Raw genomic sequence first — 22,203 nt, forward strand, 5'->3', positions numbered from 1 at the left:
CTCTTCGTGCGCGCGTCGGTTGACAAGAAAACGTAATAAGTTTTATAATAACAAAATACGCCGAAGGCGGTGAAAAAAAAGGGGAAAACAATGGTCGAAAAGCGAATCACGATGATCTTGGGGCATTACGGAAGCGGAAAAACGAATATCGCCGTAAACCTCGCGCTCGCGCTGAAAAAGGCGGGGAAAAACGTCGCGATCGCCGACCTTGATATCGTCAACCCGTACTTCCGGACGAAGGACAGCCTTTCCGTCCTCGAAGAGGCGGGCATTCGCCTGATCTCCTCCGAGTACGCGAATACCAACCTCGACATTCCCGCTCTTCCGCAAGATATGTATGCGGTGACGGACGATAAGAGTTTGACCTGCGTCCTCGATATCGGCGGCGATGATCGCGGCGCGCTCGTCCTCGGCAGGCTTCGCCCCGGCATCGTGGAAGAGGGAAATTACGAGATGCTCCTCGTTATCAATAAATACCGTCCGCTGACCCAAGACGCGCCTTCGACCATCGAAGTCATGGCGGAGATCGAGGCGGCGGCGAATATGCGTTTTACGGGGATCATCAATAATTCCAACCTCGGCGCGGAGACCACTGCGGAAACCGTTTCGGATTCCCTCGAATATGCGCGCGAGATCTCGAAATTGACTTCGCTCCCGATCGTTATGACGACGGTGAAAGAAGAATTGATCAAAAAGCTGGAAGGAAAAGCGGAAAACCTCTTTCCGCTGACTTTACAGAAAAACTTTATAGAGAGTAAAATTTGAAAAAGGAGATGGCTTATGGCAAAACTGACTTTCAAAACCGACTACTGTAAGGGCTGCGGACTATGCGTGGACGTTTGCCCGAAAGACGTTCTGCGTCTTGCTCCCGACAAGATTAACAAAAAAGGGCATCATCCCGTTGAAGCCGCGAAACCCGATCAATGCGTCGGATGCGGTTCCTGCGCGATCATGTGCCCCGATTCTATTATAAAGGTGGAAAGGTGATAGTATGGCAGATAAAGTTTTGATGAAAGGTAACGAAGCGATCGCCGAAGCGGCGATCAAAGCAGGTTGCAGACACTATTTCGGCTATCCCATCACGCCGCAGACCGAAGTCGCGGCTTATATGGCGAAGAGAATGCCGAAGATCGGCGGGACCTTCCTCCAAGCGGAGAGCGAGATCGCCGCGATCAATATGGTGTACGGCGTGGCGAGCGCGGGATTTCGCGCGATGACCTCTTCTTCCAGCCCGGGTATCTCCCTGAAAGGCGAGGGCATCAGTTACCTCGCGGGCGCGGATCTTCCGGCTCTCGTCGTTAACGTTCAGCGCGGCGGTCCGGGGCTCGGCGGTATCCAGCCCAGCCAATCCGATTATTTCCAAGCGACGCGCGGCGGCGGCCACGGCGACTATCATATGATCGTCCTCGCGCCTTCGTCCGTTCAGGAAATGGCGGAGCTTACCGTCAAAGGGTTCGAACTCGCGGATAAGTACAGAATGACCTCGATGATCCTTGCGGACGGAACGATGGGGCAGATGATGGAGCCCGTTGATCTGAATTTCACCGTCGCTCCCGCTCCCGAAAAACCGTGGGCGACGACGGGAACCAAGATGCAGCGCAAACACAATATCGTGAACTCCCTGTCCCTCGTCCCCGAAGAGCTTGAAAAGCTCAATATCGCGCGTTTCGAGCGTTACGACCTCGTCAAGAAGAACGAGACGATGTACGAAGAGTATATGATGGACGACGCGGATATCGCGATCGCCGCGTTCGGTATCGCCGCGAGAGTCTCGAAGAACGCCGTCAAAGAGGCGAGAAAGAGAGGGATCAAGGCGGGTCTTATTCGCCCGATCACTTTGTGGCCGTTCCCCGACGCACCTTTCAAGAAGGCGGCGGAGCACGTCAAAGAGATCATCTCGGTGGAACTTTCGATGGGACAAATGATCGAGGACGTTCGCCTCGCTTCGGAATGCAAAGTCAAAGTTTCGCTGTGTAACCGCGTCGGAGGTATGATTCCTTCGCCCGAGCAGGTTTTGGACGCGATCGTTAAAGCAAGTAAGAACGGAGGTAAGGAATAATGATAGTTTACGATAAACCGCACGCGCTTTTGGACGTGCCTCTCCATTATTGCCCCGGCTGCACGCACGGTATTGTGCATAAACTGGTGGCGGAAGTTATAGACGAACTCGGCATCGAAGGCGAAACGATCGGTATCGCTCCCGTCGGTTGCTCGGTTATGGCGTACGATTATTTCGCCTGCGATATGATCGAAGCGGCGCACGGAAGAGCGCCCGCGGTCGCGACGGGCGTCAAGAGGGCGGATCCCTCCAAAGTCGTCTTTACCTACCAAGGCGACGGTGACCTCGCTTCCATCGGTATGGCGGAAACCGTGCACGCCGCGGCGAGAAACGAGAACATCACCGTTATCTTTATCAATAACGCGATCTACGGAATGACCGGTGGTCAAATGGCGCCGACCTCCCTCGTCGGGCAGGTCACGCAGACATCTCCTTACGGCAGAGATCCCAAACTTTGCGGTTACCCGATCAAGGTTTGCGAGCTTCTTTCCGAGCTCGAAGGTCCGGAATATTTGGAGCGCGTCACCGTAAACAGCATTCCCCATATCCGCGCCGCGAAGAAGGCGATCAAGAAAGCTTTCCAAAACCAGATCGAAGGGAAGGGCTTCTCTTTGATCGAAGTCGTCTCTTCCTGCCCGACGAACTGGGGTATGACGCCGCAAAACGCGTTGAAGTGGATCGAAGAAAAAATGCTTCCGTACTATCCGCTCGGCGTGTATAAAGACAGAAGCGCAAGCGAGGAGGACAAGAAATAATGAGCACGAGACAATTTCTTTTTTCCGGTTTCGGCGGACAAGGTATCCTTTTTGCGGGAAAATTCATCGCGTATAAAGGCTTGATCGAAGATAAAGAAGTCAGCTGGCTCCCGTCCTACGGCCCCGAAATGCGCGGCGGCACGGCGAGTTGCAGCGTCATCGTTTCGGATGAACCCGTCGGTTCCCCGATCGTCAACACGCCCGACGTCCTCGTCGCGATGAACCTTCCTTCTCTCGACCGTTTCGAGAGCAAGGTCGCGCCCGGCGGCATCATCTTTTTGGATTCGTCCCTGATCGAGCGCAAAGTCGAAAGGACGGACGTTACCGTCTTCGCTCTTCCCGCCACGCAAATGGCGTCCGATAACGGATTCCCGACTTTGGCGAATATGATCATCGTCGGCAAGATCCTCAAAGAGCTCGGGGAGTACAGCGACGAAAGTTTGAAAGCCGCGCTTGCGAAAGTCATCAGCGCGAAGCACGCCGATATGATGGAAGTGAACCGTAAGGCGATCGACCTCGGCGCGAACTATTAAGGAGAGAATTATGGAAATCAAATACGTTAAAACGCAAAATCCCAAGGCGATGCCCCCGGAGGACACGCTCGGGTTCGGGAAATATTTTACCGATCATATGCTTATGATGGATTGGTCTTCGGATCAAGGATGGCACGATCTCCGCATCGTCCCGTTCGCGAATCTTTCGATCCATCCCGCCTGCACCGCGCTTCATTACGGCTCGGAGATCTTCGAGGGCTTGAAGGCGTACAGGAGAGCGGACGGCGAAGTCCAACTCTTCCGTCCGATGGAGAATATCCGCAGAATGAATAACTCCGCCGAAAGGCTTTGCCTCCCCGAGATCCCCGAAGATCTCGCGCTCAAAGCGCTTCTCGCGTTCGTTTCTTCCGAAAAGGCTTGGACGCCGCATAAGAAGGGAACTTCTTTGTACCTCCGCCCCTTTATGTTCGGAAACGACGAGACCCTCGGCGTGCACGCCGTCCATCACGCGACCTTCGTGATCATCGCGTCTCCGGTCGGCAGCTACTACAAAGAGGGCATCAACCCCGTCAAGATCATGATCGAATCCGAAGACGTTCGCGCGGTGCGCGGCGGCACGGGCTACGCGAAGTGCGGCGGTAACTACGCGGCTTCCAACCGCGCCGGAAAGAAAGCCGAAGATAAGGGCTATTCGCAGGTCCTTTGGCTGGACGGCGTCGAAAGGAAGTACATCGAGGAAGTCGGCGCGATGAACGTTATGTTCAAGATTGCGGGTAAGATCGTTACCCCGAAACTCACCGGCTCGATCCTTCCGGGTATCACGAGGAAGAGCTGTATCGAAGTCTTGAAGAAGGCGGGCTATACCGTCGAGGAAAGGCTTCTCTCCGTCGAAGAGCTCGGCAACGCGCTTAAAAACGGGACGCTCGAAGAGGCGTGGGGTTGCGGAACGGCAGCCGTCGTCTCCCCGATCGGCGAACTCTGCTATAAGGACGTGAAGTACACGATCAACGGCGGAAAGATCGGCGAAGTAACGCAGAAATTATACGACACGTTGACCGGCATCCAATGGGGTGAGATCGAAGACACCTTCGGCTGGACGACCGTCGTAAAATAAGGAATAATCAAAAAAAAGGAGCAAAAGTATGAATCAAGTGAAAATAACGGCAAGGCTTTGCGGAAATGAGAACGAACTGACGTTCAAAGAGAAATTCGAGATCGCGCGCTTGCTGGAAAAGCTATGCGTGGACGTTATCGAATTCCCCGCTCTATCGGGAAATAAAGAAGACGCCTTGCTAATTCGTACTTGCGCGTCCTTTATCAAAAACAGCGTTCTTTCCGTCCCCGTGCTCTCCGCGGCGCAGGCGGACGAAGCGGCTGCGTGCCTTTCGGGCGCGAATAACGCCGCATTGCGCGTCGAGCTCAGCGTCTCTCCCGTCGGGATGGAATATTTCCACCACAGAAAGGCGCCGAAGATGCTCGAACTCATCAAAGAACTCGTTTCTTACGCCGCGTCCAAGGCGAAGAAAGTGTATTTCTGCGCGCTCGACGCGACGCGCGCCGAAGAAGAATTCTTGAAGAGCGCGCTTCTCGCGGCGGAAGAAGCCGGCGCGAAAGCCGTCTATCTTTCGGACGACGCGGGCGAAATGCTCCCGGACGAGTTCGCGCTTTTTGCGGAAAAATTCGGAAAGGTCGTCGGCGTTCCGATCGGCGTCGCCGTCTCGAATAAGAGCGGATTTGCGCTTTCTTCCGCGGTGCTTGCGGTCAGAAAAGGCGTTAAAGCCGTCAAAACCGTGCTTTCGGGCGACGGGATCTCTCTTCAAGCGTTCGCGAACTGCATCAAAAACAGCGGCGCGAGAAACGGGATCGCGCTCGGCGTTACCTATACCGAACTCAATCGTATTATCGCGCGCGTAAACGGCATTTCGGACGGCGGCGAGGGCTCGGCTCCCTCCAAAGCCGAACTCGGCGACGCGCCTTTCGTCAATTTGGACGAAAACGATAATAAGGAAGCCGTCACGGAAGCGGCGGCGAAACTCGGCTACGATCTTTCAAACGAAGATCAGACGAAAGTGTACGAGGAATTCCTGCGCGTCGCGAATAAGAAAAAGAGAGTCGGCGCGAAAGAACTCGACGCGATCATCGCTTCGGCGGCGCTTCAAGTCCCCGCGACGTACAAGCTCGTCAGCTATGTGATCAATAACGGCAACATCATTCATTCTTCCGCGCAGATCGCCTTGCAAAAGGGCAATGAGACGCTCGCGGGCATCTCGATGGGTAACGGACCGATCGACGCGGCGTTCCTTTGCTTGGAAAGCATTTTGGGGACGCATTACGAGCTCGACGATTTCGAGATCCAGTCGGTGACCGAAGGAAAAGAGGCGATGGGCTCCGCGCTCGTCAAACTCCGCAAAGACGGGAAACTCTATTCCGGCAAGGGTATTTCGACCGATATCATCGGGGCTTCGATTCGCGCCTATCTCAGCGCGGCGAATAAGATCGCATACGAGGAGGAATAACGATGAAACTTTCATTTTCCACGAAGGGTTGGCATCACTCCTCCTTCGATGATTTTTGCGACTACGCCTGCGATCTCGGATTCGACGGCGTGGAACTTCATAACATCCATAATAAACTTTTTACCGATAAAGACGGCGCGTTTCACGATTACGCCGCGGCGGCGACGCTTCGCAAACTGTACGAGAAGAAATTGTCGCTTCCCTGCATCGACGCGATCTGTGACGTTGCGACGGTAAACGGAAGGGAAGAAGCGATCGAAGAGATCGGGAAATGCGCGGAGATCGCGCAGAATCTTCATATCCCCTACGTCCGCGTTCGCGCCGAAGCGCACGAGGATGAGGCGCAAGCGGACGAGCGCGTTCGCTCGTTGATCGCGGAAGTCCTTCCGATCGCCGAAAAAGCGGGCGTGACCATCGTTATGGAAACCGCGGGATTGTACGTCAGCAGCGCGCGTCTTCGCGATCTTTTGCAAAGCTTTGCCTGTGATTCTTTCGCCGCGCTTTGGAATTTCTCCGCCGCTTACTTCGGTTCGGGCGAGGCTCCCGAAAAAGTCATCGAGAACCTCGGCGCCTACGTTAAGCACGTTCACTTGAACGACGCGAAAAAGACCCGAGACGGCGCGATCGAGTACTCTCTCCTCGGAGAGGGCGATCTCCCCGTCAAGGATATGATGGCGGCGCTTTCTTCCGTCAATTACGACGGATTTATTTCCCTCGTCTGGCATCCGGATTGGTGCGGCGAACTCAAAGACATCGAGATCATTTTCGCGCAATTCGTCGGCTTTATGAAGCAATTCGGCGACACGGCGAAAGGAGAGAAGTCTTTATACTGGAATCGCAGACATACCGGTAAATTCGTCTGGAAGAAGGAAATCTTGATCGACGAGACTTTCCCCGCCGTCCTCGACAGAATGTGCGAAGAGTTCCCCGATCAGTACGCATTTAAGTACACGACCCTCGATTACACGAGGACCTACGTCGAGTTCCGCAGAGACGTGGACGAATTCGCCCGCACCTTGATCGCGCTCGGCGTCAAAGCCGGATCGCACGTCGCCGTTTGGGCGTCCAACGTCCCACAATGGTATATCGCGTTTTGGGCGACCGTTAAAATCGGCGCCGTCCTCGTGACGGTCAACACGGCGTACAAGATCGCCGAGGTCGAATACCTTTTGAAGCAGTCCGACACGCACACGTTGATCATGACCGAAGGTTCGAAAGATTGTCATTACGGCAAGATCATCGCGCAGCTTTGCCCCGAGCTTTCGGAAAAGAAACCTTCCGATCCGTTGCACGCAAAGCGTCTTCCTTTCCTCAGAAACGTCATTACCGTCGGCTATCGTCAGCCCGGTTGCTTAACTTGGAGTCAAGCGATCAAACTCTCCGAAAAGGTCAAGCAGGAAGAGGTCTTGCGTATGGCGGCGGCGGTCAATAAACACGACGTCTGCAATATGCAGTACACGTCCGGAACGACGGGCTTCCCGAAGGGCGTCATGCTGACGCACTACAATATCGTAAATAACGGCAAGTCGATCGGCGACCGTATGGATCTTTCGACGGCGGACAGAATGATGATCCAAGTCCCGATGTTCCATTGCTTCGGAATGGTCCTCGCGATGACCGCGACGATGACGCACGGCGGCACGCTTTTGCCCCTGCCGTACTTCTCGCCGAAACCCGCGCTCGCTTGCATCAATAACGAGCATATCACTGCGTTCCACGGCGTCCCGACGATGTTTATCGCGCTTCTCGAACACCCCGATTTCCCGAAGACGGACTTCTCGTATATGAGGACGGGCATTATGGCGGGTTCGCCTTGCCCGATTTCCGCGATGCAACAGGTCGTCGAGAAAATGAATATGAAAGAGATCACGATCGTCTACGGGCAGACCGAGGCTTCCCCGGGTTGCACGATGAGTTCGACGGACGATCCGATCGAGATCCGCGTCGGGACGGTCGGCAGACCGCTTCCCGAAATCGAGTGCCGCATCGTAAATCCCGAGACGGGCGAAGATTGCCCCGACGAAGTTACGGGCGAATTCTTGGCGCGCGGCTATAACATTATGAAGGGATACTATAAGATGCCGAAAGCGACCGCGCAGGCGATCGATAAGGACGGCTGGCTCCACACGGGCGACCTCGCTTGCAGGACGAAAGAAGGGAACTTCCGCATTACGGGCAGGCTCAAAGATATGATCATTCGCGGCGGCGAAAACATCTATCCGAAAGAGATCGAGGAATTCATTTACACCCATCCGAAGGTCTCGGACGTTCAAGTCATCGGCGTCCCGGACGAGTCCTACGGCGAAGAGATCATGGCGTGTATCATCCTGAAAGAGGGTGAGACGATGACCGCGGACGAGATGAAAGCCTATATCGGCGCGAATATGGCGCGCCATAAGGTCCCGAAGTACGTCGATTTCGTTACGTCCTTCCCGATGAACGCCGCGGGCAAGATCTTGAAGTATAAAATGCGCGAGGACGCGATCGCGAAACTCGGGCTTCAAAAAGCGAACAGCATCGAAACGGCTTGATCGTTTAAAGGAAAATGCTTTGCCGCTCTCTTTTCGGAGTGCGGCAACTTTTTAAGAAGGAAAACGTTAGACTATGGGGATCATCATCCTTTCCGTTTGCACGGTCGCGCTGTTTATTCTCTCGGTGCTTTTGAAGCCCGAGATCAAAATCGGAAAAATCAAGTTCGATAGCTTTTTTCTGTTCCCGCTCGTCGGCGCGATTCTTTGTCTGTCGCTCGGATATCTCCCGCTTTCCGATCTTATGTCCGCGCTGTTTTCGAAAGGGGAGATGAACCCTTTGAAGATCCTCGTTTTGTTCTTCTCGATGACCGTTATGAGCCTGTATTTGGACGAAGCGGGGTTTTTCCGTTACCTCGCGGCGAAGAGCGCGGGGTCGTCCGGGAAGCTCGGGTTTTTCATCCGAATCTACGCGCTCGTCTCCATTCTGACGATCTTTACTTCGAACGACGTCGTGATCTTGACCTTTACTCCGTTTATTTGCGCCTACGCGAAACGGCTTCGAATTTCGCCGTTCCCGTATCTTATGATGGAATTCGTCGCGGCGAACACTTGGAGTATGCTTTTCATCGTCGGCAATCCGACGAATATTTATATCGCCGCCTCGCTCGGCACGGATTTTTTCCATTACTTGAAGATTATGTTTCTCCCCGCGATCGCCGCGGGCGGCGTTTCTTTTCTCGCGCTGTTGCTTTTGTTCAAAAACGAATTGAAGGAGCGCGCCGAACTCGCGCCGATCGAAGAGAAGATCGAACTCGATAAACCCCTCGTCGCGCTCTCTTTGTCCGCTCTCGGGTTATGCGTTCTCGCGCTCGTCGTCAGCTCCTTCCTGCCAAACGTTCAAATGTGGTATATTTCGCTCGGATTCGCGCTGCTCTTGACGGTGGTCGTCGCCGTCGTCCGCCTCGCAAGAAAGGAAAAAGCGAAGTATTTGTTCGCCGCGTATAAAAGGCTTCCGTATGCGATCGCGCCTTTTCTCGTGTCGATGTTTATCCTCGTCCTTGCGCTGAAAGAGCAAGGAGTAACGGCTAGAATCGCTTCTTTGATCCCGAATGAAGGGGAGATCTTTTCCTACGGCGGCATCTCCTATCTCGCCGCGAACCTTTTGAATAACATCCCGATGAGCGTCCTTTTCGCGGAGATCTGCCCGACTGCGGGCGCGAAGTTCGCCGCGATCGTTTCTTCGAATCTCGGCGCGCTCCTAACCCCCGTCGGCGCGCTCGCCGGCATTATGTTTACCAAGATCACCGCGACATACGGCGAAGAGATCAAGGTTTATAAATTCGTCCTTTGCGGCGCGGCGGTCTCCGTTCCCGCGCTTGCGGCGTCGCTCGGCGCGCTTCTCGTGACGCTGTAATCGTCGACTATTACCATTATCTCCGACATCTTCCCAAACGAACCGCTGTTTTTCCGACTTTGTCGGAAATTTTTTTCTGTGAAATTTTTTGAAAAAATATGTAAAAAAAGGATTGACAAGCAATACTATGCATTGTACAATATGACGCATAAGGCAGTATGACGAGGCCGCCGAAGTGCGACCTTGGAAGAAGGAAAGGAAAATGTTTTGGAGAGTGCTGAAAAAAGACTTAAAACGTAAAAAGACGATGAACGTGATCTTGCTTCTGTTCGTGATCTTATCCGCGACGTTCGCTTCGGCGTCGCTGAATAATATCATGGCGGTAACGGGCGGAGTGGAATCCTTTTTCGACGTCGCGAACGTTCCCGACTTGTATCTTTCGATCCCCGAATCGTCCGATATGGATCAAAGGGTAAAAGAGATCCCCGGCGTCCGCGAAGTTAAGGTCGAGCATTACGTTATGATCATGAGTTCCAAGCACTTCGCTTTGAACGGAAATGCGCTCGACAACTTCATCAATCCGGCGTTAATGCTGTCCGACGCGGAAATGGGAATCAACTATTTCGATGAGAACGATCGCTTGATTCGCGAGGTGGGGAAGGGCGGCTTTTACGCCACCGCGCCTTTTACGCAAAACAGAAAAGCGGAAAAAGGCGAACGCTACGAAGTGACGCTCGGCGATAAAACGATCTCTCTGACCTACCTCGGCAGATTCAAAGGCGCGCTTTTCAGCAACGAGGAAACTTCCTCTCCTTATTTGATCGTAAACCACGAGGACTTCGCCGAGTTTGCGACCGCGGGCGGCGCGACTTTCGGCGAATTGATGGTAAAAAGCGCCTACGTTTACACGAGCGATCCCGAAGCGGTCATGGAATTCGTCAAAGAGGACGAGAGAATTTCCTTTGCGACGAGAAAGGAAATGAAGAGTCTGTATCTTTACGATATGCTCGCGGCGTATATCCTGATGGCGATCAGCATTCTTCTGATGCTAACGGCGTTTTTCGTCCTTCGCTTTACGATTGGGTTCACGATGAGCGAGGAATTCCGCGAGATCGGCGTAATGAAAGCGGTCGGGATCAAAAACGGAAGCATTCGCGGGCTTTACTTGATCAAATATCTCGCGCTTGCCCTCGTCGGAACGATCATCGGATATTTCCTGTCGCTTCCGCTCGGAAAGATGATGATGCGGACGGTTACGGAAAATATGGTGGCGGGCGGCGCGAACAGCCGCGCGATCGGGCTTGTCGGCGCGGGCGCGGTCGTCCTCGTAATCCTGCTGTTCTGCTATGCTTGCACGCGTAAAGTCAACAAACTCTCCCCGATCGACGCGGTCAGAAGCGGCGAAACGGGCGAGAAATTTCGCAAGAAACGTCACTTGCGTCTCGGGCGTTCGAAGCTTCCGGAAAGCTGTTTTATGGCGGTAAACGATATCGTTTGCGCGCCGAAGCGATTCTCGGTCATAACGATCATTTTCGTCCTCTGTATGCTGATGATGACCCTTTTGTCGAATTTCGCGGCTACGCTGAGAAGCGACAAGATCTATCGCTTTTTCGGGGTCCCGGAAAGCGACGTCACGATCAGCGACGTGGAATATTTCCAAAGCATTTTTTCCGATCCGAGTTCTTACCGTGAAGTCCTCGCGGACACCGAAAAACTGCTGGAAGAAAAGGATCTTCGCGGAACCTGCACGATGAGCTTCGGCGCGGCGTACGAGACGACCTTTAACGGGAAAAAATCTTCGATCCTCTATTGGGTGACGAAAGGCGAGACGAAGGATCCCTTCCGCTGCGATAAAGGAAGAGCTCCGGCGCGCGCGGACGAGATCGCGATGACTTCCTTTGCCCTAAAAGAGCTCGGCGCGTCGATCGGCGATAAAGTGACGGCGACTCTCGGAAATCGGGTCTTCGAATTTACGATCACGGGGACTTTCTCGACCTTCCAAGGCGCGGGCTACGCGGCGACGCTATGGCGCGATTTCGAGCTCACGAGCGATATGCAGGCGTATTCCTCATTCGGCGTCCAGATCCTGTTTGACGGCGACCCGAGCCGAAAAACCGTCGAACGGAATATTCGCATTCTGCGCGAGGCGATCGGCAGCGATAAGGTCTGCACGACCGCGGATATGATCAAAACCATGACGGGCGTTTCCGACACCTTGAACCTCATAAAGAAAATGATGATGATCCTGACCGCGATCGTAGGCGGGATGATCGTCGTCTTAATGGAGCGTAGCTTTATATCCAAAGAAAAGAGCGAGATCGCGCTTTTGAAAGCGGTCGGGGGCGGAAACGGCAGTATCGTCCTCAGGCACACGCTGCGCTTCGTAATCGTCGCCCTCGTGGCGATCGCGCTGTCCCTCGCGGTTTTGATGCCGCTCGGCGATCTAATGATGGATGCGATCTGTTCGCTCATCGGCGACGTCTCGGGGCTTAAATGCGATTTCGTCCCGCTCGAAATCTTCGCGGTCTGTCCCGCGATCCTCCTCGGAGTTTCCGCGCTCGGGGCGTTCCTGACCGCGCTTTACACCAAAACGATCAAAGCATCCGATACGGCGAGTATCGAATAGGAGAAAAGAATATGAATACCGTTTTACAATCCAAGGCACTTTGCAAATCTTACGTTTCCGATCATCACGCGCACGACGTCCTGAAAAACGTCGACCTGACGATCCGAGAGGGCGAAATGGTCGCGATCATGGGGCCGTCAGGCTCGGGGAAAAGCACCTTGCTTTACTGCGTCTCGGGAATGGACAGACCTTCGTCGGGTTCGGTCGTCTTCAACGGACGCGAGATCGACAAACTCAAAGATAAGGAACTCGCGGTCGTTCGACTGGACGAAATGGGCTTTATTTTTCAGCAAATGTATATGATGAAAAATCTGTCCGTTCTCGATAATATCATCCTGCCCGCCGTTAAATCCAAAAAAGGAAAAGAAAGCCGCAAGGCGATCGAAGCGCGCGGCAAAGAATTGATGAAAAAACTCGGGATCGAGGACGTGTGGGATAAAGACATAAACGAAGTTTCCGGCGGTCAGCTCCAACGCGCGTGTATTTGTCGCAGTTTGATCAATAACCCGAAACTGATCTTCGCGGACGAACCGACGGGCGCTTTGAATCGCGCGAATTCGGACGAGGTGATGCGCGAACTGCTCGCGATCAACGCCGGCGGAACGACGATCCTTTTGGTTACGCACGATCCGAAGGTCGCCGCCAAGTGCGGTCGCGTCCTCTATATCGTGGACGGCGAGATCGTCGGCGAAATAGAGCCGGGTCGTTTCGAAGGGGGAGAGGAAGCGCTCCGCGAGCGCGAAAAATCCTTAAACGATTGGTTGATGGAGCGGGGCTGGTAAAACCCGTTTTCGATAGGCGTTCGAAGAGAGGCGAGAGCGGAGTTTTCCCTTTGCGCCTCTCTTTTTGATAGACCTTTTTCGGGAAAGCGGTATATAATAAAAATATGATCGATTTGACAGCGGGAAAGCCCTATAAAGTTCTGTTGAGGTATATCTTGCCTCTCTTTTTGAGCATCGTCTTTCAGCAGGTCTATAACATTGCGGACAGCGTCGTGGCGGGGCAATATATCGGCGAAGAAGCGCTCGCCGCGGTCGGCAACAGCTACGAAATCACTCTCGTCCTTTTGGCGTTCGCGTTCGGTTGCAATATGGGATCTTCGATCGTAACGGCGAAGAATTTCGGCGCGAAAAACTATACCGAAATGAAAAGCGCGATCCGAACTTCGCTTCTTTCGACCCTCGTCGTGACCCTCTCTTTGATGCTTGCGGGGTTTTTATCCGCGCGCCCGCTTCTCCTCGCTTTGAACACGCCCTCGGAGATCCTCGGCGACAGCCTCGCTTATCTTTATATCTACCTCGCGGGGCTTTTATTTCTCTTTTTCTATAACGTTTCGACGGGGATCTTCGCCGCGCTCGGCGATTCGATCACGCCTTTCATCTTCCTCGTCATCTCCTCGATTGCGAACGTCTTTATGGATATCCTGTTCGTCGCCGCGTTCAAAATGGGCGTTCGAGGGGTCGCATGGGCGACTTTTATCTGTCAAGGCGCAAGTTCGATCGCCGCGTTCTCCGTCCTTGTCTATCAGCTTCGCAAGGTGAAGACGCCCGAAAAACCGAAGTTTTTTTCCAAAGCGGCGCTCAAAGATTTCCTGCTCGTCGGGATTCCGAGCACGTTGCAGCAAAGTTTCGTCTCGGTCGGAAATATCGTCCTGCAAGGCTTGATCAATTCTTTCGGCACGCCGACGATCGCGGGTTACTCCGCGGCGGTCAAATTCAATAATTTCGCCGTTACGAGTATGCACCAAGTCGGAAACGGCGTCTCGAATTACACCGCGCAAAATCTCGCCGCGAAAAAACCGGAGCGAATAAAAAGCGGCTTCCGTTGGGGCTTTTTGATCGCGTCTTCGATCGGGCTTTTGTTCTTCTTCGGTTATTTCTTTTTCAATCGGCAATTGATGCTTCTGTTCTTGAAGAAAAAGAGCGCGGAAGCGATCGGCGTCGGTCACGATTTCCTTTCGATCGTCTCCCCGTTTTACGCGATCATCGCGGTAAAGCTCGTCGCGGACGGCGTCCTGCGCGGCGCGGAAAAAATGGCGCGCTTTATGGTCAGCACCTTTACCGATCTCGCGCTCCGCGTCGGCTTGGCGTTCGCGCTTTCCTCGACCGCGCTCGGAGCCAAAGGCATCTGGTGGGCGTGGCCGATCGGATGGGGCGTCGCCCTCGTTATGTCCTACGTTTTCTATCTTACGGTCGTTCACAAATCGTCGAAAAAAGGCGAATTGTCCGTTTAATAAAAAGAATCAATAGTTGAAAACAATTAAAGAAATCGAATGTTTGTCAGATTGTTTCGGAAATGCCTAAAAAGTAGTCAGCCGAAACGCCGAACGCAAGAGACATTTTTTTCAATATGTCATATCCCGGTTTTGCTTTTCCTTTGAGCCATTCGCTGACTTGACTTTGTTTGACGCCGATTTTCAGCGCAAAAGCCGTTTGCGTCAACTCTTTTTGAAGAAGGAACTCTTCCAATATGTCTTTGAACTCCAATTCTTCCATATCGTTATTGTATAGAAAAATCTATGGCAATGCTTGACATATAGAATATTCTATACTAATATATAGCGGATCAAACGTGGAGAGGGCACATTGAACGTTTTTCGAGTTTCGTTTATAGGACATAGAGAAGTGGAACGATTTTCGGATGTAGAAGAGCAAGTATCGAAACTTGTAGGAGAGCTGATCCGAACGAAAGAATTCGTCGAATTCTATATCGGCAGAAACGGAGAATTCGATCTGCAAGTCGCTTCAATCATTAAAAGAGAGCAACGGAACTATGGCTATGATAACAGTTCGTTGGTTTTGGTACTTCCGTATCCGATTTCCAATCTTGATGATATGGAATCGTACTATGATGAAGTTTGGTATCCTTCCGAATTACAAAATGTTCATTATAAAGCGGCGATCGGAAAGAGAAACGAATGGTTTGTTAAGAATTCGGATGTACTTGTCGCTTATGTTGAAAAAGAAGAGGGAGGTGCATATCTTTGCGCGAAAAAGGCGTTGAAAGACGGCGTCGAGGTTAAGTGGATCGGGAAGGTTTCAGAATGCGACAAGTTGTTTTCGGAAACGATAAAGCAAATTTGATAAAGGTGTCGAAACAAAAATGTATGATTGACAAAAGAAAAAACGGCGAACTGATTCGCCGTTTTTTTATCGTTCGTTAAACGTTTTTGCTTACTTGACCAGCCCTCTTTCGAGAAGGAGTTGCGCGATTTGGACGGCGTTGGTCGCCGCGCCTTTGCGGATGTTATCCGCGACGACGAAGAGGTTGCAACCGCTTTCGACGCTGAAATCGAGGCGGATACGCCCGATATAGACTTCGTCGTGATTTTCGGCGTAGATCGGCATCGGATATTTGCCGTTCTTATCGTCGTCCACCAAAATGACGTTCGGGAAAGAGGCGAGCGCTTCTTTGATCCCTTCCAAGGTGCAGGGCTTTTCGAATTCGAGGTTGATGCTTTCGCTGTGACCGTGGAAGACGGGGACGCGAACCGTCGTCGCCGTGACGCGAAGGTCGGGTCTGCCGAGGATCTTCCTCGTCTCGTTGATCATCTTTTCCTCTTCCTTGGTGTAGCCGTTATCGAGGAAGACGTCGATCTGCGGAATGACGTTCGCGAAGATCGGGTAGGGGAACTTCTTGGGAGCGATGCCTTCCGCGCCGTCCTTCAAATCGTTGTAACCTTGGACGCCCGCGCCGCTGACCGCTTGATAGGTCGAATAGACGACGCGCTTGATTCTGTACTTATCGTCGAGGGGTTTCAAAGCGAGCATCGCTTGGATCGTGGAGCAGTTCGGGTTCGCGATGATGCCGTGATTCCAAGTAACGTCGTCCGGGTTGACCTCGGGGACGACGAGAGGAACGTCTTTATCCATTCTCCACTGGCTGCTGTTATCGACGACGATCGCGCCTTGCGCGGCGAAGATCGGAGCGAAGGTCTTGCTGACCGAACCGCCCGCGCTGAACAGGGCGATATCGACGTCGACCTTTTTGACGTTCTCTTCCGTCAATTCGATGACGGTGTGATCCTTGCCCATAAAGTTGATGACTTTACCCGCGCTCTTCGCGCTTGCGAAAAGGTAGTAGTTTTCAACGGGGAGCTTGCGCTCGGTGAGCACTTCCAAAAATTTGTTACCGACCATACCGGTCGCGCCTACGACGGCAAGATTGATTTTTCTCATATTTCCTCCGAAATTCGTAGCGTTTTCCGCGCTATTCTCAATAAATGCTATCAAAAAAACTTTTCTTTGTCAAAGAATTGACTTATATTTACTTTGATATTTTGAAAAATTAGTGTAAAATAGCGATAGGAGTTACTATGAGCAGAGTCGATTTGTTGATGAAATTATCCCTTGAAAAAGACCAGCGCACGAACAGCGGCGAGGTCAACCAACATTCCGTTCGCCACGCGACGAGCGTCTTTTCCGAAAACCTTCGCCGCATCTTTTTGACGAACTTGATCTACGTCCTCATCTTTGCGCTCCCGTTCTTGTTCCTTGCGTTTATCGCGCCCGCCCTCGTCAAAAATTGGGTTTTCGCCCGCGGGGATTACAACTTCGTCGGGCAGATCGGGATCGGCTATCCCGGCGTCGTCAACACGATGGCGGAAGGCTATAAAGTTCTGTTCGGTCATTATTTCAAGATCTACATTCCGATCCTTTCCGCTTCGATCGTTTTGATGTTCGTCGGTCTTTCGGGATTGTTCCACTGCTTGCGCGGTTATATGTGGGGCGAGAACGTTCGCCCGGTCAAGAGCTTTTTCCGCGGCGTCAAAAAGCTTTGGAAGCCTTTCTTGATCACGGGCGTTTCCTTCGGCGCGTTTATGTGCGGCGTCCTGTACGGCGCGGTGTGGCATATCTCCCTTTTGAAGCAGGGCGCGGCGAACGGCGGGACGTGGGTCCTTTTTATCGGCGTCATTCTTCTTACTTGGCTTGCGGTCTCCGTCTTGGTCTATTTGCTTCCGATGTTCGCCTGCTATCGCTATAAGTACGCGGACGCTTTGAAAAACAGCTTGATCATCGCCCTCGTAAATTGGCTGCCCTCGCTCTTTACCGCGGCGTTTACGATCGGCGTTTTCTGCCTTTCCCTTGCGAACGTCGCGTTTAATTACATCGTCCTCATTCTTTTGTTCCTGGTCGGATTCGGCTTCCTCGGCGGGATCTGGACGAGTTCGGCGCAAAAAGCCTTCGCGAACTTTATCGCTCCGCAATACGAGAGCGCGAATTCGGGCGGCAAACTCAGAGTCGAAGCGCGCCGCGGCGTAAACCCCTATAAGGCGAAGAAAGCCAAGGATAAGGCGAACGCGGACACCGCGATCGGAAAGGCGAGCCAAATGAGAGTGCAATCTTCCGAAGGCGCGGAAGCTCCCAAGAAAAAGAAAACCCAAACGAAGTACGTTTCGTACAAAAGGAAAAAATAATCATGGATTCGATCAATAAGGCGCTCGTTTTCGGCGGGCAGGTCAAGGTCGTCGCGTTCAAGACGACCGATCTTGTTAACACGGCGATCTCCCTTCACTCTTTGACGCCCCTTGCGGCGGAAGCGCTCGGCAAAGTTCTGACGATGGGCGCGTATCTTTCCAACGAACTCAAAGGCGAAAAAGAGAAACTCAGCGTCCATATCACCGATAAAGGACTTCTCGGTTCGATCATCGTCGCGGCGGACGCGGGCGGTTTCGTTCGCGGTTACGTCGAGCATAAAGACGCGTCTCTTCCCCCTCTCGGAAACGGAAAGCAGAATTTGTTCGAGGGGATCGGCAGCGACGGATTTATCACCGTCATCAAAGATCTCGGGCTCAAAGATCCCTACGTCGGAAAGACCGAGCTCGTTCGCGGCAATCTCGAAGAGGATTTCGCTTGGTATTTTACCCGCTCCGAAGGCTCTCCGACCGCGCTTGCCTTGAACGTAACGATCGGCGCGGACGGGAAGTGCGAATCCGCGGGCGGCGTCCTCGTCCAACCGATGCCGAATTGCCCGGAGCATATCCTCGTCGTCGTCGAAGACATCGTCTCGCAGTTCGCGGATATCGGCGAAGTTCTGAAAGTCAAAGACCCCGCCGAAATTTTGAAAGACTATTTCGGGCATTTCGAGATCGAGTATTTCCCCTCGACCCATCCCGAGTATCGTTGCAAGTGCAGTCGGGAGCAAATGTCGAACGCTGTCATCGCGCTCGGAAGAGCGGACTCCGTCAACCTTTTGATGGAGCGCGGCGAGATCGAAGTCCTGTGTCATTTTTGCGGCACGAAGTACATATTCAACAAACAAGACGTAATCGATATATGGAGGCGCTATGATAATAAACTTTGACCAAACTCCCGAAAGCTATTTTCGTCTTTCCGAGAATGCGCTCGGAAAAGGGGAGTTGATCAAAGCTTTGCAGTATTGCGAAAAGGCGCTCGAAGGCAAGAGAACGGCGGAATATCGCCTGACGCTTGCCGAGATTTTTCTCAAAATGAGAAGAAACAGGGAGGCGATGGACGCCGCGCTTTCCGTCCTTGCGCAGGGGTCGGAGCATAAAGCCGAAGTGTTTGACTTAATGGCGAAAGCGACGACCGCCGACGGAAAACTGTACGATTCCCTTTTTTACGTTATGGGCAAAGCCGAGCTCGAAGGCGACGACGACACGCTGGACGCGATGGACGAAGTCGTGGACGATTTGATGGGCTCGTTTTCCGAACCGAAAAATCGGTTGTTCCTCGTCGGGAAAGAAGAAAAGAAAAACTATGCGCGCGAGATGGATAAAGCGACGTTCTTCTTCTCCGCCGAGCAGTTCGAAAGAGCGAAAGAAACCGCTCTCGGGATCCCCGAAGGCTCCGATCTGTATGAAGACGCGCAGAATATCGTTTTGCGCTCCGAGACCCGTATGGGCGATCTCTCTTCCGCTTACGAGACCGCGAAAAAAGCGGTCGAACGCGATCCGAAGAACGGCTTCGCGTTGTACGTCCTCATCGAGCGTTGCGGCGACAAGAGCTTCGTTCCCAATCTCTTAAACGTCGGGACCGCGCCTCCCGATCTTTATTTCTCCATCGAGGCGGCGGATTTCGCGAAGGAAAGCGAGATCGCGACCGAGCTTGCCGATCGCCTGCTCAAAAGCGTGCCGTATTCGCCCGAAGCTCATTTCGTGGCGGCGGGAGCGTATCTGAACGCAGGAGACAAGAAGCGTTCGCTCGACATTTTGAAGACGCTTTTTTCCTTTTATAAGAGATATCCCGCCTCGCTGATCCTCAAAAAATGGTCGCGCTTTTCCGAAGTCGAGCTGATGCTCGGGGGACCGCTCCCGGATCGAGTGATCGACGCTCTCTGTTCCTACGTCAAAAAATTCACGAAACGCGCCGATCTCTTTACGAACGAGTTTTTATCCGACAAAGATTTTCGCGCGTCCGTTCGTCTTTTGCTTGAAGACGGAGGGACGGACGCCGCGTACAGAGCATGCGCGATCCTCGGCGACAGCGACTCTCCGAAACTCAGGAAATTTTTAGAAGATCGCTTGATCAGCACCTTCGTGGATCAAAACGTCAAGCGCGAAATTCTCTCGAAACTTTTGCTGAAAAAGCATAAAGGGAAAATCTGTCTCGTGCCGAGCGCCGTCCTCGTCAAGCTCGATTGTCGTAAGCCCGCGCATTACGAAGAATATCCCGAGCCGTTGAAGGTCGCTTATGCGGAAGTTTTGTCTTTCATAACCTGCGTTTTCGATTTCCGTTGCGTGAAAGAACTTTCCGCGTTGACGGAAGAACTCTTCGAGCGCGATCTCGCGACCGAAAAGGATCCCGCGGTCATTGCCGCCGCGCTCGCCCGCGTGATCGTCTCCGAAAACGAGATGCCCTTCGCGAAGCGTCCCGGAATGGCGGAAAACATCGTTCGCGACTTTTTCGAACTCGGCAAAACGCAATACGCCCGAATGCTTAGGCTCGTCTCGAAACTTGTTTGAGATCGTTTGCGTTTGATTCCCCGTCGGCGGTTTTGTCGGGAAGAGCCGGCAAAGGATCGTTTTTTATAGAACAGCCCCCGCGTCGCGCCGTCGTCACGGGGATTTTTTTATGCGGGAAGAAAAACCCGTTTTGTCCGCTCCCTTTTTTGCATATCATTTTTTATGAAAAGTTTTTTTCGGGCGATGAAGACGGCGTGTCTGTTCGTCGGATCGGTCGTCGGGGCGGGATTCGCCACGGGACGGGAGATTGCATTGTTTTTCGGCGGCGGTTCGGCTTGGAACGTCGGGATCGCGGCGGCGTTTATGGGCGCGGCGGCTTTTTTGTTTCTCGAAACGGGGGCAAAGGGATCGGCGATCGATCCGCGCGTTCGAACGGGTGCGGACGCCCTCGTCGCGGTCTCGTCTTTCGTCGTATACGCGGCGATGATCGCTTCCGCGGAAAGCGTCCTTTTCGGTCTTTTCGGGAAAAAGGGGCTTTCGCTTTTCGTCGCGTTTTTTTGCGCGATCCTTTCCCCGAAAGGCGTGGGGTGGGTCTCGCGATTGAATTTTCTTGCCGTTCCCGCGCTCGCTGTGATCGTGATCTTCGTCGGCGCGAAGACTCCGTTTTCGGCGCGTTTCGATTCGATCCGTCCTTTTTCCTCGGTGGCGTACGGAGCGATGAATATGCTTTTTTCGGGCGCGCTTATGGCGGAAGAGGGGAGAAGTCTTTCGAAAAGAGAACGGTGCGTCGCGGCGGCTTTGTGCGGCGGCTTGATCTTCGCGCTGCTCCTTTTTATGTTTCGCGCCGCTTCTTTTTCTCCTCGGAGCGAGATGCCTTTTCTCGTCGCGGCGGAAAGGGCGGGGATCGGGGCGGTCGCGCCCGTCGCGCTCCTTCTTGCGATCGTAACGACGATGATCGGTTGCGATTATCTCGTAACGGGGAAATTGAATGAAACTCTCGGCGATCCCGTCCTTTCTTCCGCGCTCGTCCTGCTGTCGGGCTTTCTGCTGTCGCTCGTCGGGTTCGCTCCGATCGTTCGGACGGCGTATCCCGTCGTGTCGTATCTCGGGATCGCGTTCACTTTCGCCGCCGCGGTCTTTCTCCCCGCCTTTCGGAGCGGTGGCTCTTTTCGCTTTCCGAAAAAGCAACTGAAAGGAAAGGGTTGAGTTTTTCTCCGATAAGGTTTATAATACGAAATATGAAGTACGTCAAACTGACTTGGGATTACATAAAGGAGAAGCATTTCCGCATTCTCGCGCTTACGTGCGTCGTTCCCGCCGTCGCGCTTGCTCTTTTGAAAAGTTTTTCCACGACGGCGAGTTATTTCGTAAATTTCAGCCGCGAAACGAGCGATTCTTTCGCCCAAATTTTCAGGCTCAGCACCCGCTTCGGTTGGCAAAGCGTTTTGCGCGGCGTCGCGAGCATCGTGATCATCGCGCTCTTTTCCTCGTATCTGGTCGGCGTCGTCATCCGTCATATGCGGACGGGGCGGCCGGATCTTTCCCACGCGTTCACCCGCATAAACGAGAATTTTCTCGCCGTGATCCGTCTCGTCCTCTTAACGGGCGTGTTGATCCTTTTGTTCGGGCTTTTGAATTCGACGTTCGTCTTCCTTTGGAGCAAAGTCGCGAGAAACGTGATTTGGCTCGTCTTCCTTTTAAGTTTTCTGACGATGGCGGGGCTGTTCTTCATCCTGATCGGCGCCTTTTCGTATACCGCGCTGTGGGTTCCCGCGATGGTCGTCACGGGGCAACCCGCGCTTCCTTCTCTCGCGACTTCGATCCGAGAGACCAAAGATCACGGTTTCGCGTCCTTTTTCGTGGGAGTTTTGCTCCCGTTGATCCCGGGATTCGCGATCGAATTCCTGACGAGTTTCGTCGGGAATCCCGTCTTGACCGTGATCGGTGATTTCGTATTTTATTTCGTGGTGCTTGCGTATTATCCCGTCTTTTCCGCCGTCGCGTATTACGACGTAAACGGATTGGATCGTGAAGATCTGCTGCGCGCGAATCGGATGTAGGAGG

Annotated in this window: 20 protein-coding genes; 18 read left to right on the forward strand and 2 right to left on the reverse strand. The window is 53.1% G+C overall.

The annotated features are described in order from the left end of the window. The first annotated feature begins 90 nt into the window (after window positions 1-90). The 12 genes from K5753_01905 (at window position 91) to K5753_01960 (ending at window position 14,508) form a co-directional block, all read left to right on the forward strand. Complete coding sequence (locus K5753_01905) at window positions 91-765, forward strand: P-loop NTPase (GenBank protein ID MCR4725956.1); 675 nt, start codon at window positions 91-93, stop codon at window positions 763-765. Between the two features lie 15 nt (window positions 766-780). Beyond that, window positions 781-987 (forward strand): ferredoxin family protein, encoded by a 207-nt coding sequence (locus K5753_01910; GenBank protein ID MCR4725957.1) that lies wholly within the window; start codon window positions 781-783, stop codon window positions 985-987. Between the two features lie 4 nt (window positions 988-991). Further along, the gene (gene vorB / locus K5753_01915) at window positions 992-2,059 is read left to right on the forward strand and encodes a 3-methyl-2-oxobutanoate dehydrogenase subunit VorB (GenBank protein ID MCR4725958.1); all 1,068 of its coding nucleotides are present in this window, start codon (window positions 992-994) and stop codon (window positions 2,057-2,059) included. After that, window positions 2,056-2,814: a 2-oxoglutarate oxidoreductase gene (locus K5753_01920; GenBank protein MCR4725959.1), complete on the forward strand. Its 759-nt coding sequence runs from the start codon at window positions 2,056-2,058 to the stop codon at window positions 2,812-2,814. The genes vorB and K5753_01920 overlap by 4 nt, the downstream gene beginning before the upstream one ends. Then, on the forward strand, window positions 2,814-3,347 hold the full coding sequence (locus tag K5753_01925) for a 2-oxoacid:acceptor oxidoreductase family protein (GenBank protein MCR4725960.1): 534 nt from the start codon (window positions 2,814-2,816) through the stop codon (window positions 3,345-3,347). Before K5753_01920 ends, K5753_01925 begins: the two co-directional genes overlap by 1 nt. A gap of 10 nt (window positions 3,348-3,357) precedes the next feature. Continuing rightward, window positions 3,358-4,422, forward strand: a complete 1,065-nt coding sequence (locus tag K5753_01930) for a branched-chain amino acid aminotransferase (protein ID MCR4725961.1) — start codon at window positions 3,358-3,360, stop codon at window positions 4,420-4,422. A gap of 28 nt (window positions 4,423-4,450) precedes the next feature. Further along, complete coding sequence (locus tag K5753_01935; protein MCR4725962.1) at window positions 4,451-5,824, forward strand: hypothetical protein; 1,374 nt, start codon at window positions 4,451-4,453, stop codon at window positions 5,822-5,824. A 2-nt stretch (window positions 5,825-5,826) separates the two neighbouring features. Continuing rightward, window positions 5,827-8,355, forward strand: coding sequence for an AMP-binding protein (locus K5753_01940; GenBank protein MCR4725963.1), 2,529 nt, complete (start codon window positions 5,827-5,829; stop codon window positions 8,353-8,355). A 73-nt stretch (window positions 8,356-8,428) separates the two neighbouring features. Then, the gene (locus K5753_01945; GenBank protein ID MCR4725964.1) at window positions 8,429-9,709 is read left to right on the forward strand and encodes a hypothetical protein; all 1,281 of its coding nucleotides are present in this window, start codon (window positions 8,429-8,431) and stop codon (window positions 9,707-9,709) included. Between the two features lie 202 nt (window positions 9,710-9,911). Beyond that, complete coding sequence (locus tag K5753_01950; protein ID MCR4725965.1) at window positions 9,912-12,275, forward strand: FtsX-like permease family protein; 2,364 nt, start codon at window positions 9,912-9,914, stop codon at window positions 12,273-12,275. Window positions 12,276-12,286: 11 nt separating this feature from the next. Beyond that, window positions 12,287-13,057 (forward strand): ABC transporter ATP-binding protein, encoded by a 771-nt coding sequence (locus tag K5753_01955; protein ID MCR4725966.1) that lies wholly within the window; start codon window positions 12,287-12,289, stop codon window positions 13,055-13,057. Window positions 13,058-13,161: 104 nt separating this feature from the next. After that, window positions 13,162-14,508: an MATE family efflux transporter gene (locus tag K5753_01960; protein ID MCR4725967.1), complete on the forward strand. Its 1,347-nt coding sequence runs from the start codon at window positions 13,162-13,164 to the stop codon at window positions 14,506-14,508. 46 nt (window positions 14,509-14,554) lie between these two features. Here the strand turns inward: K5753_01960 and K5753_01965 are convergent, their stop codons facing one another. Then, window positions 14,555-14,770, reverse strand: a complete 216-nt coding sequence (locus tag K5753_01965; GenBank protein ID MCR4725968.1) for a helix-turn-helix domain-containing protein — start codon at window positions 14,768-14,770, stop codon at window positions 14,555-14,557. A 129-nt stretch (window positions 14,771-14,899) separates the two neighbouring features. On the opposite strand from K5753_01965, the gene K5753_01970 reads away from it, so the two are divergent. Then, window positions 14,900-15,358 (forward strand): hypothetical protein, encoded by a 459-nt coding sequence (locus tag K5753_01970; GenBank protein MCR4725969.1) that lies wholly within the window; start codon window positions 14,900-14,902, stop codon window positions 15,356-15,358. A 90-nt stretch (window positions 15,359-15,448) separates the two neighbouring features. On the opposite strand, the gene K5753_01975 is transcribed toward K5753_01970, so the two are convergent. Next, window positions 15,449-16,453 carry an aspartate-semialdehyde dehydrogenase gene (locus tag K5753_01975; GenBank protein MCR4725970.1) on the reverse strand — a complete coding sequence of 335 codons (1,005 nt, stop codon included), beginning with the start codon at window positions 16,451-16,453 and terminating at the stop codon, window positions 15,449-15,451. A 137-nt stretch (window positions 16,454-16,590) separates the two neighbouring features. Between K5753_01975 and K5753_01980 the strand changes: the two genes are divergently transcribed. From K5753_01980 to K5753_02000, 5 genes are all read left to right on the forward strand, one after another. Beyond that, window positions 16,591-17,691, forward strand: a complete 1,101-nt coding sequence (locus K5753_01980) for a hypothetical protein (GenBank protein ID MCR4725971.1) — start codon at window positions 16,591-16,593, stop codon at window positions 17,689-17,691. Window positions 17,692-17,693: 2 nt separating this feature from the next. After that, window positions 17,694-18,578: an Hsp33 family molecular chaperone HslO gene (locus tag K5753_01985; protein ID MCR4725972.1), complete on the forward strand. Its 885-nt coding sequence runs from the start codon at window positions 17,694-17,696 to the stop codon at window positions 18,576-18,578. Next, complete coding sequence (locus K5753_01990) at window positions 18,562-20,199, forward strand: hypothetical protein (protein ID MCR4725973.1); 1,638 nt, start codon at window positions 18,562-18,564, stop codon at window positions 20,197-20,199. Before K5753_01985 ends, K5753_01990 begins: the two co-directional genes overlap by 17 nt. A 162-nt stretch (window positions 20,200-20,361) precedes the next feature. Next, the gene (locus K5753_01995) at window positions 20,362-21,345 is read left to right on the forward strand and encodes a hypothetical protein (GenBank protein MCR4725974.1); all 984 of its coding nucleotides are present in this window, start codon (window positions 20,362-20,364) and stop codon (window positions 21,343-21,345) included. A 32-nt stretch (window positions 21,346-21,377) separates the two neighbouring features. Continuing rightward, complete coding sequence (locus K5753_02000; protein ID MCR4725975.1) at window positions 21,378-22,199, forward strand: hypothetical protein; 822 nt, start codon at window positions 21,378-21,380, stop codon at window positions 22,197-22,199. Window positions 22,200-22,203 lie beyond the last annotated feature (4 nt).

This window comes from Clostridia bacterium, from assembly GCA_024685775.1.
Classification (GTDB): domain Bacteria; phylum Bacillota; class Clostridia; order Christensenellales; family CAG-1252; genus CAG-1252.